At 66.9% G+C, this 8,581-nt stretch carries 12 protein-coding genes and 1 pseudogene; 6 read left to right on the forward strand and 7 right to left on the reverse strand.

Annotation, left to right across the window (positions count from 1 at the left end; all coding sequences use genetic code 11):
* On the forward strand, window positions 1–470 hold a 470-nt coding region (locus AC27IO_RS17420; protein WP_498739895.1), incomplete at its 5' end, for a methyl-accepting chemotaxis protein.
* A 66-nt stretch (window positions 471–536) separates the two neighbouring features.
* Here AC27IO_RS17420 and AC27IO_RS17425 read toward each other — a convergent pair.
* On the reverse strand, window positions 537–1,406 hold the full coding sequence (locus AC27IO_RS17425; protein ID WP_498739897.1) for a LysR family transcriptional regulator: 870 nt from the start codon (window positions 1,404–1,406) through the stop codon (window positions 537–539).
* A 95-nt stretch (window positions 1,407–1,501) separates the two neighbouring features.
* On the opposite strand from AC27IO_RS17425, the gene AC27IO_RS17430 reads away from it, so the two are divergent.
* Window positions 1,502–2,428, forward strand: coding sequence for a DMT family transporter (locus AC27IO_RS17430; RefSeq protein ID WP_498739899.1), 927 nt, complete (start codon window positions 1,502–1,504; stop codon window positions 2,426–2,428).
* A 192-nt stretch (window positions 2,429–2,620) separates the two neighbouring features.
* Here the strand turns inward: AC27IO_RS17430 and AC27IO_RS17435 are convergent, their stop codons facing one another.
* From AC27IO_RS17435 to AC27IO_RS17455, 5 genes and pseudogenes are all read right to left on the reverse strand, one after another.
* A complete protein-coding gene (locus AC27IO_RS17435) occupies window positions 2,621–3,028 on the reverse strand; it encodes a GFA family protein (RefSeq protein ID WP_284402811.1) in 408 nt (135 codons plus the stop codon).
* 36 nt (window positions 3,029–3,064) lie between these two features.
* Window positions 3,065–3,429: pseudogene (locus AC27IO_RS17440) on the reverse strand (VOC family protein).
* Between the two features lie 164 nt (window positions 3,430–3,593).
* Entirely contained in the window at window positions 3,594–4,049 is a 456-nt protein-coding gene (locus tag AC27IO_RS17445) for a hypothetical protein (protein WP_498739901.1), read from the reverse strand.
* Window positions 4,050–4,206: 157 nt separating this feature from the next.
* A complete protein-coding gene (locus AC27IO_RS17450) occupies window positions 4,207–4,809 on the reverse strand; it encodes an isochorismatase family protein (protein WP_272569259.1) in 603 nt (200 codons plus the stop codon).
* Window positions 4,810–4,935: 126 nt separating this feature from the next.
* Complete coding sequence (locus AC27IO_RS17455) at window positions 4,936–6,039, reverse strand: PQQ-dependent sugar dehydrogenase (RefSeq protein WP_498739904.1); 1,104 nt, start codon at window positions 6,037–6,039, stop codon at window positions 4,936–4,938.
* Between the two features lie 266 nt (window positions 6,040–6,305).
* On the opposite strand from AC27IO_RS17455, the gene AC27IO_RS17460 reads away from it, so the two are divergent.
* Window positions 6,306–6,857 (forward strand): C40 family peptidase, encoded by a 552-nt coding sequence (locus AC27IO_RS17460; RefSeq protein ID WP_272569691.1) that lies wholly within the window; start codon window positions 6,306–6,308, stop codon window positions 6,855–6,857.
* Window positions 6,858–6,907: 50 nt separating this feature from the next.
* Here AC27IO_RS17460 and AC27IO_RS17465 read toward each other — a convergent pair whose 3' ends face one another.
* Window positions 6,908–7,264 (reverse strand): hypothetical protein, encoded by a 357-nt coding sequence (locus AC27IO_RS17465; protein WP_272569257.1) that lies wholly within the window; start codon window positions 7,262–7,264, stop codon window positions 6,908–6,910.
* A 270-nt stretch (window positions 7,265–7,534) separates the two neighbouring features.
* On the opposite strand from AC27IO_RS17465, the gene AC27IO_RS17470 reads away from it, so the two are divergent.
* From AC27IO_RS17470 to AC27IO_RS17480, 3 genes are all read left to right on the forward strand, one after another.
* Window positions 7,535–7,786, forward strand: coding sequence for a GlsB/YeaQ/YmgE family stress response membrane protein (locus AC27IO_RS17470; protein WP_272569255.1), 252 nt, complete (start codon window positions 7,535–7,537; stop codon window positions 7,784–7,786).
* Window positions 7,787–7,800: 14 nt separating this feature from the next.
* A complete protein-coding gene (locus AC27IO_RS17475; RefSeq protein WP_284428410.1) occupies window positions 7,801–8,322 on the forward strand; it encodes a hypothetical protein in 522 nt (173 codons plus the stop codon).
* A gap of 59 nt (window positions 8,323–8,381) precedes the next feature.
* Window positions 8,382–8,581: hypothetical protein (locus AC27IO_RS17480; RefSeq protein WP_498739906.1), on the forward strand; the 200-nt coding region annotated here is incomplete at its 3' end.

The raw sequence follows: 8,581 nt of genomic DNA on the forward strand, positions 1-8,581 counted from the left end.
CCCGCGCCGGCGAACAGGGCCGCGGCTTTGCCGTGGTGGCGAGCGAGGTGCGCAGCCTGGCCGGTCGCTCGGCCGAAGCGGCCAAGGAAATCAAGGCGCTCATCGGCAACTCGGTCGAGAAGGTGGAAGCGGGCTCGCGCCTGGTGCAGGACGCGGGCACGACCATGGAAGAGATCGTGAGCAGCGTGCAGCGCGTGAGCGACATCATCGGGGAGATCACCGCTGCCACCTCCGAGCAGTCGGACGGCATCCGCCAGGTGAACACCGCCGTCAACCAGCTCGACCAGATGACCCAGCAGAACGCGGCCCTGGTGGAGGAATCCGCAGCCGCCGCGGAAAGCCTGAACGACCAGGCCAGCCGCCTGGCGGCGACGGTGGCGCGGTTCCGGCTCAATGCGATGGGCAGCGCGGGACTGGCACGGGGGGCGCTTGCTGCGGCCCCGGGGTCTGGAGCGCCGCGCCTTCAATGAGAGAGCGCGGGTGCAGGCCGGGTGACAACCCGCTTGCCGAAACCGCACGCCATCGAGGCGCCGGGCCTATGGCCTGGCCAGCGTTTTCAGCAGTTGCTCTTCCATGGCGTCCACTGCCGCCGAGTGCCTGGATGCCTTGCTGCGCAGCGCGGCCACTTGCATGGAAATCAAGGGGGGCAGCTCGAATCCCGCCGGCAGGTTCTGCAATACCTGGAGATGGGCAGGCACGCTGCAGCGGGTAAAGACCGCGACGGCAAGGCCGCTTTCCACCGCAGCCAGTTGTCCTGCCAGGCTCGAGCTGTGGTACACGACGCGGTGGGCCCGGCGATGGGCCGCGAGGCTGGACAGCGCCGCGGTCCTGGCCATGCTGCCTTCCTCGTAGACGGCAATGGGCAGCGGGGTCTTGCGCCACACCTCATGCTGCGCAGCGCCGGCCCAGACCAAGGGCTCCTGAAAGAGAAGCCGGCCCCGTTTCGGCTTGTCGCGGGACACGAGCGCCAGGTCCAACTCACCCCGCACGACCTTGGGGATGAGCGAAGTGGATTGCTCGCAGGTCAACTCGATCTCCACCCCCAGATAGCGGCCCGCAAAGCTGCGCAACACCGGTGTCAGGTAGGTCGATGCATAGTCATCGGGAACGCCGAGCCGCACGCGCCCGGACAGGTCCGGCCCGAAAAGCGCCGTCTGCGCCTCCGTCTGAAGGGCCAGCATGCGGCGCGCATAGCCCAGCAGCTCGGCGCCCGCTGGCGTCAGTTGCAGGTGGTGCGGCCCGCGCAGCAGCACCGGCCGTTCCAAGGCGGCCTCCAGTTTCTTGATCTGCATGCTCACGGCCGCCTGGGAGCGGTGAACCAGGGGTGCTGCCGCCGAGAGCGAGCCCGCATCCACGACCGCCACAAAGGCGCGCAGCCAGTCGATTTGCAGATCGGGGTAGGTCATTGAATGCGCTCGATCCTCTTTGAATTCGATTGTCGAATACTAAGCGATTGAACTATTTGCTTTACGGCCGCCAGCTGCGGCGTGAGCATCGGGACATGGACCACAAGCCTTCCGCCACGTTTCAACCATCGCTACCCACCCAGGTGGGCGCTTGTGCCAAGCGGGAGGCGCAGGGCCAATGGCTGATGATCGCGGGCGGCCTGCTGCTGGGCACCGTCGGCGTGTTCGTCGAAGAGGCAAATCAACACCCTTTGGTGACCGTGCTGTTTCGCTGCGCATTCGGAGCGCTGGCGTTGCTGGCATGGGGCATGGCAACCGGCCGAACCCGAGAGCTTCCCCTGCGCGGTCGCAGCGGGTGGATCGTCTGCGCGACGGGCTGCCTGATGGTCGCGAACTGGGCGCTGTTCTTTGCCGCCATACCGCGCACGTCGATTGCCGTCGCGACGGTGGTCTTCCACATTCAGCCGGTGTGGATCATGGTGTTCGGTGCGCTGGTGCTCCGCGAGCATGTCACTGCAGCACAGAAAATCGCAACCGCCGTGGCATTGGGCGGTCTGGTCTTGACGACCGGCCTGTGGGGCAGTGGCTCCGCGGCCGGCGCATCGGGGGTGGACTATCTGACGGGTTTGCTGATGTGCGTGGGCGGATCGCTCAGCTATGCGGGCGTGACGATCATCGCCAAGACAGAGAAGGTCGTCACCCCGTTCGCGCTGGCGTGGTGGCAGTGCGCGGTGGGAACGCTGGTGCTGCTATGGGTTCCATGGGCACATGGTTGGCCCTCGGACGCCGCCGCATGGGCCTGGCTGGCTGGACTGGGCGTGCTGCATACCGGTCTGGCCTATGCCATTTTGTTCACGGCAATGGCCTGCCTGACTCTGGGCAGGGTCGCTGTGCTGCAGTATGTCTATCCATTGACGGCAGTGCTGCTGGATTGGGCGGTCTACGGCCGGATGCTGAGCGCGACCCAACTGGCAGGCGTCGGCCTGATGGCTCTGGCGCTCTTCGTCATCAAGACCCGATAGCCCGGTCACGCGACTTGGAGTGGAAGGCGCGCCCGCATGCCGCGCCAAGAGTCCTCTCGCGAAGATGTTTTGGCGGCCGGCTTCTGCCGACACGCCCGTCAGAGGCCATTCGCCAGGCTTTGCAGATGGAGGCACCCTGCAGCTTCTGCGAACCTGCAGGGTTGCAGTGGCACGGGCACCGCCCTGCCCGGCTCACGGCTGCCCGTCGAACGACTCCACACTGTCTGGCAGGCCCACCCAATCGTGACGACGCCGTGTCCAGATCTGGCGCTGCGGGGTGCCCAGCTCTTGCCGTTGCTTCAAAGTGCCGATCCGCAACGAGTAGGACTGCGGATTCTCGAGCGCACAGGCATACAGCGAACTCCCGCAGACTTCGCAAAACGCGAGCAGGCGCTGGTTGCCGCTGGCGGCTGTCTTGGTGTAGGTGCGGGGCTGCCCCTTGATCAGCCGGAACCCGTCTGCCGGCGCGGCGATGTTTGCCCGGAAGGCGGAGCCGGATTGGGCCTGGCAGTCCGCGCAGTGGCAGACCGTCGTGGTGCCGGGCTGTACCTGCGCTTCGTATTCGATGGCGCCGCAGTAGCAGCTTCCTTCAACCTTCATTGTTGGCTCCTTCGGCCGTGGTGTCGGATTGCCACTTCATTCCTGCGGCAGATGGCACACCGCTTCCACGTTGTGGCCATCCGGCGCGATGACGAAAGCGGCGTAATAGTGCGGGTGGTAGTGCAGGCGCAGTCCTGGGGGGCCATTGTCCTGCCCCCCGGCTTCGATCGCCGCACGATGGAACGCGTCCACCTGGCGCCGGCTTTCCGCCGTGAACGCCAGGTGCAGCGGGCTCGGCCGGTCTTCGGCATCGTAGATCCAGAGGGTTTGCCGTTCTTGCCCAGGCCCGCCCCGTGCGGCCCCTTCATGGCGACGGCGATCCCCAGGGGCGCCAGGGCGCGCAGGAAGAAGGATGCACTGGCCTCGCTGTCGCTGGCGCGGATACCGATGTGGTCGAACATGAGAACTCCCGTTCGGGGATGTGAGGGTGGAGGCCGGCCCTTACGGCCCCGTTTCCGCCAAGCCCGCCCACGTCGGTTGTAGCGGCTGGCTTGCCAATCTGCATTGCGGCAGATCAATTCAGGCCGAAGTGCAGGACCCGGTCGCCACAGCGGTCATCCTCGCCTCAACGGATCTTGTACAGCACCGCCGCGCCGGGCCTGGGTTCGAAGGCCGGCACGGTGCGTTGTTTCAGGGGGGCGCCCTTGGCATCCCAGACCATCGTCTCCACCGGGTACTCGTCCTTGCGGGTCATGGCGCCGATCTGCTGGACGATCACGGCCGAAGCAGCCGCCACTTCGGGGTTCCATGCGAACACGCCGACCCTGCCGTAGAACACGGCCGGTGCGTCGGCATCGAGGCGACGGTCCGGGCACATCACCAGGCCGCGGTCCCGCATCACCCGCAATGCGCCGACGGGCACGGCCTTGACCGTGGGCGTGGTGCGCTCAGTGCTGTGGCCGGGGCAGACATTGGCTGAGCGGGTCACCATGTCTTCGGCCACCTGCCGGTCGGATTGCGCGAATGTGGGCAGGGTCGCACCAGACAGGGCGAACAAAGCGAAAGCGGACTTCCAATGCATGGGGTGAAAACTCCTTGTGGGGTAAAACTCCAAACCTTGCAGCCGCACCGGAGGGGGCGGCTGCGAAGGACGCGATCAGATCCTATCGACCCGGTCACCGGGCGCTGCCCAGGGATGGGACAGGGGCAGGCTCGCCGGCCCGCTCCCCAACCCAGGCTCACTTCACCAGCGCCAGCAAATCCTTGAAGGCCGGGTGTTCCGCCGTGCGCGCCCATTCGAAGATGACCATCTCCGTCGTGACCAGTTCGGCGCCCGCGCCGGCCAGGCGGTCGAAGGCGGCGTCGCGGTTGCGCTCGGTGCGCGAGCCGCAGGCGTCGGTCACCACGCACACGTCGAATTCGTCCTCCAGCAGGTCCAGCGCCGTCTGCAGCAGGCACACATGGGCCTCGCAGCCGGCGATCACGATGGCGCCGGGCTCTTCGGCCGTGGGCTGGGGTTTCTGCAGGTGCTTGGGCAGGCTGCGGGCGTTGCCGGCAGGCGGCTTCGGCTCGGGGCGCAACCATTCGCCCAGGCCTTCCTCGGCCGCGCTGAAATGCATCTTGGCCAGGGTCTTGCGGCACAGCGCACGCAGCGCCGGATCGTTGGGCCCCAGGCGCGAGGGGTTTTGCTCGGTGCCCCATACCGGCACCTCCATCAACTGGGCCGCCCGGGCCAGGCGCAGCGCGTTGGCCAGCACGGCCGGGCCTTCGAAGATGGCGGGCATCAGGCGTTCCTGGTAATCGACCAGGACGAGTTGGGATTCGGAGGCGTCGAGCAGCATGGGCGGGGTGCGCTGGGCAAAAGGTGAAAGATGCGGGGATTGTCGCAGCCGTGCTTGGCGCAGGTTCCTTGGGAGCGTGCGACGGGGGTGGACCGGCGCGGGAACGCCCGATCCGCCCAGTGGTAGTCAGCGCGTCAGGCGCAGCAGCCGGCCCTGGGGTCCATCGGTCAGCAAGTACAGCCAGCCGTCCGGACCCTGGCGCACGTCGCGGATGCGTTCGGCCAGGCCGCCGAGCAGGTATTCGTCGCGCACCACCTTGCCGTTCGCCAGCTCCAGCCGGTGCAGCCGGCTGAACTTGAGCGAGCCGATGAACAGGCTGCCCCGCCAGTCGGCGCCGTAGCGGTCGCTGGTCAGGAAGGCCATGCCCGAGGGCGCGATGGACGGCACCCAGTAGTGCAGCGGCGGCTCCATGCCCGCCTTGTGCGTCAGCCCTTCTCCGATCTTGCCGCCGCCATAGTTTTCGCCGTAGGTGACGACCGGCCAGCCGTAATTGCGGCCGGCCTGGGGCACGTTGATTTCATCGCCCCCCTGCGGACCGTGCTCGTGGATCCACAGCCGCCCGTCCGGGGCGATGGTCGCGCCCTGCGGGTTGCGGTGGCCCCAGCTCCAGATTTCTGGCAGCGCGCCGGCCCCGGTCGGGTTGCCCGGGCCTGGCGAACCATCGGGCTGCACATGGATGATCTTGCCCAGGTGGCCGTCGAGCTTTTGGGCGTCTTCCTTGCGGGAGGAGCGCTCGCCCACGGCCAGAAAGAGGGACCCGTCCCGGGCCTGCGCAATGCGGCAGCCGAAGTGCAGCGAGCTCTGCACCTTGGGCCGTTGGCTGAAGATCACCCGCACGTCGGTCAAGGCAGTTTCGCCGGGGGGCAGCACCGCGCTCGCCATGGCGGTGCTGTTGCCGGTCTCGCCCTGTGGCGCAGGCTCGGAGTAGCAAAAGAAGATGCGCCGGTTGCGTTCGAAATCCGCGTCGGTGACCACATCGAGCAGGCCGCCCTGCCCGCCGAACACGACCCGCGGCAGGCCGGACACGGGCGAATGGATCCGGCCATTGGCCTCGATCACCCGCAGACGGCCGGAGCGCTCCGTCACGAGGAACCGTCCGCCCGGAAGGAACGCCACCGCCCAGGGGTTGGCCAGATCCTGGGCCACAGTCACCGCCTGGCCTTGCGTCTTTGCTGCCTGCGGCACGACGGGAGGAGCCGGTTGGGCGCGGGCCTCCACGCCGGACACCATTCCCACAACGCCAGATGTAACCAATAACAGCCGGTAAAAAACAGAAGATAAAGAGCCAGATTTATCGAATTTCATACAGCGGAAATTTTGTAACACAAGGGCCTGCCAGTCATCGCGTCCCCAGGGAAAAGTAGGACTCGCCGAATTTCGTTTCAAGAGGGAAGAGCATGCCACGCCGCCGCTTCATAGCCAAAAGCCATGGGGCTTTGGTTTTGCGACACTTTTTGCTAATGGAAGCCGGAACATGCGTGATAACCTCGCGCCCCATGTCTCGATGGATCTGCCTCTTGTTGCTGGCCTGCGCCAGCGCCCACGCCGCCCCCAACAATGCGCCCTCCGATGATTTAGACCGTCTTGTCCGCGAAAGGACGATGCTTTCGCAATTCCAGGAAGCCCGGCACAACGTGCAGGACAAGGCTGGAGAAGTCGTTGCCACGGCAATGGGATTTCTCGGCGTGCCCTACCGCCGGGGTGGCAATGACGTCGAAACCGGTTTTGATTGCAGCGGCTTCATCCGCACGATCTACGGCAAGGCGGCGGGCCTGGTGCTCCCGCGCCGGGCTGACCAGCAAGCGGCCGCCACCGAGAAGATCGAAAAGAAAGACCTTCAACCGGGCGACCTCGTCTTCTTCAACACCATGCGCCGCGCTTTCAGCCATGTCGGCATGTACGTGGGTGACGGCAAGTTCATCCACTCGCCCCGCAGCGGTGCGGAAGTTCGCGTGGAAGACATGGGCGCCTCTTACTGGCAGCGGCGCTTCAACGGCGCCCGCCGCGTGAGTACCGAAGACGGCGGCAAGGACGGCTCCGCCAACTGAGCGCTCTGGCGTGGTGCACCGCGTGCGCATGGTGAAGCCGCCTGGGCCTGTCAGGGTTTGATAACGGTCGTTGTTTCCGTGCTGCGAATGGGTTCGCCCACCACATTCACGGGACGGGCATCGGGATTGCGCAGCATTTCCTTGGCGGCAGCCATGTCGGCCTGGTAGCGCGCCCGGGCCTGTGATTCGCACGACTTGCGGGCACCTGCTTCACCCGCACGGCATTCTTCCAAACCCACTTTCAAACCACCGCCCGCTTCACGGATCGCGGTCTGATAGCGTTGCGCAGGGGTGGTGTCCGGCCGTGCGCCGCGCTCCAGCGACGCTTGATCGCTCTGTGCGAGGGCCGTGGAGGGCAGCATGGCGCCCCCGGTGGCCGCTGCCAATGCCAACACGGTGGCGGACAAGAAAGTGCGGGGGGATCGGATGGGCATGGGCTTTCCTTTCTTTTCCTGTGGGAGAGCCATGACCTTATCCAGCCCGCAATTCGCCAGGCGCGGGATTCACGCGCGTCGGCTTGTCGGCCGGCTCCCACACCCCGCACGCCGTTTCCCCGCTGCCTGATCTTCCCCGAAAAACCCTTATTTTCGGCCGGCAGCACAGTGCGCTTCGTCCGACATGGCGCCTTGGGAGCCGCCGGGTAGATTCGCCCTATCTCAACCAGAAAGTGCCTGCCCATGTTTTCCGTCCTCGGTGTTCTTCTCGTCGGTCTCGTGGTGGGCTTGCTCGCCCGTGCGCTCAAGCCAGGGGATGACAAGCTCGGCTGGATCATGACGGCGCTGCTCGGCGTGGCCGGGTCGTTCCTGGCCACCTACATCGGGCTTGCCATGGGCTGGTACCAGGAGGGCGAGCCAGCCGGCTGGATCGCCTCCATCCTGGGCGCGATGCTGCTGCTGGTGGTGTACAGCTTCTTCAAGAGCAAGAACTGAAAGGCGGCCGCCCCGTGGCGAAACGTGTTCCCAGCGCCTCGGCCCTGGCCGGCAACGACCCCGATCTGCTGGCAGCCGTGCAGCGCAGCCGGCGCCTGCTGCACCGGCGCGCACTGATGGCCGCCGCGGCGGGCACCGTGCCCATTCCGGGCCTCGATTGGGCGGTGGACGCGGCCTTGCTGTCCCGACTGGTGCCGCAGATCAATGCGGAGTTCGGCCTGACGCCCGAGCAGATCGACCGGCTCACGCCCCACAAGCGCGAGCAGGTGCAGAAGGCGGTCGGCCTCGTCGGGTCGGCCTTGATCGGCAAGTTCGTCACCCGCGAACTGGTGATCCGGGCCACCCAGGCCGTGGGCATGCGCCTCACGGCCAAGCAGGCGGCCAAGTATGTGCCGCTGGCCGGCCAGGCCGTGGCGGCCGTGCTGGGCTACACCACGCTGCGCCTGCTCGGCGAGCAGCACCTGCGCGATTGCGTGGAAGTCGCCAAGGCGGCCCAACTCACCCTGCCGGCGCCACAGGCCGATTCGAAGCGCTGAATCCCCGCCCGGCGGCCCAGCATTCGAACGCGGCCGCTCGCCCGGCACAATGGCCGCCCATGCCGCCGCGCCCCCCCGCTGACTCCCCTCGCGCCAAGCGCCCTTCCGTTGCCTCGGCTGCGCGCGAGCACGCGATCGGCGCCTGGGTCTCCGCACTGCAGCGCCAGGCCGATGCCGCCACGCTGGCGCGGCTGCCCACCCTGTCCGATGCCGAGGCCGCGCAGGTCATGGCGCGCATGCGAGGCGATGCGCCCCGCGC

Source organism: Acidovorax sp. KNOB132 (assembly GCF_057541515.1).

Bases quoted from the DNA above. Each gene is read 5' to 3' on its own strand.
- AC27IO_RS17435 (WP_284402811.1), bottom strand. From the start codon at position 3,028: ATGAAGGTTGAAGGAAGCTGCTACTGCGGCGCCATCGAATACGAAGCG.
- AC27IO_RS17445 (WP_498739901.1), bottom strand. From the start codon at position 4,049: ATGCATTGGAAGTCCGCTTTCGCTTTGTTCGCCCTGTCTGGTGCGACC.
- AC27IO_RS17470 (WP_272569255.1), top strand. From the start codon at position 7,535: ATGTTTTCCGTCCTCGGTGTTCTTCTCGTCGGTCTCGTGGTGGGCTTG.
- AC27IO_RS17430 (WP_498739899.1), top strand. From the start codon at position 1,502: ATGGACCACAAGCCTTCCGCCACGTTTCAACCATCGCTACCCACCCAG.
- AC27IO_RS17455 (WP_498739904.1), bottom strand. From the start codon at position 6,039: ATGGTGTCCGGCGTGGAGGCCCGCGCCCAACCGGCTCCTCCCGTCGTG.
- AC27IO_RS17425 (WP_498739897.1), bottom strand. From the start codon at position 1,406: ATGACCTACCCCGATCTGCAAATCGACTGGCTGCGCGCCTTTGTGGCG.
- AC27IO_RS17460 (WP_272569691.1), top strand. From the start codon at position 6,306: ATGTCTCGATGGATCTGCCTCTTGTTGCTGGCCTGCGCCAGCGCCCAC.
- AC27IO_RS17450 (WP_272569259.1), bottom strand. From the start codon at position 4,809: ATGCTGCTCGACGCCTCCGAATCCCAACTCGTCCTGGTCGATTACCAG.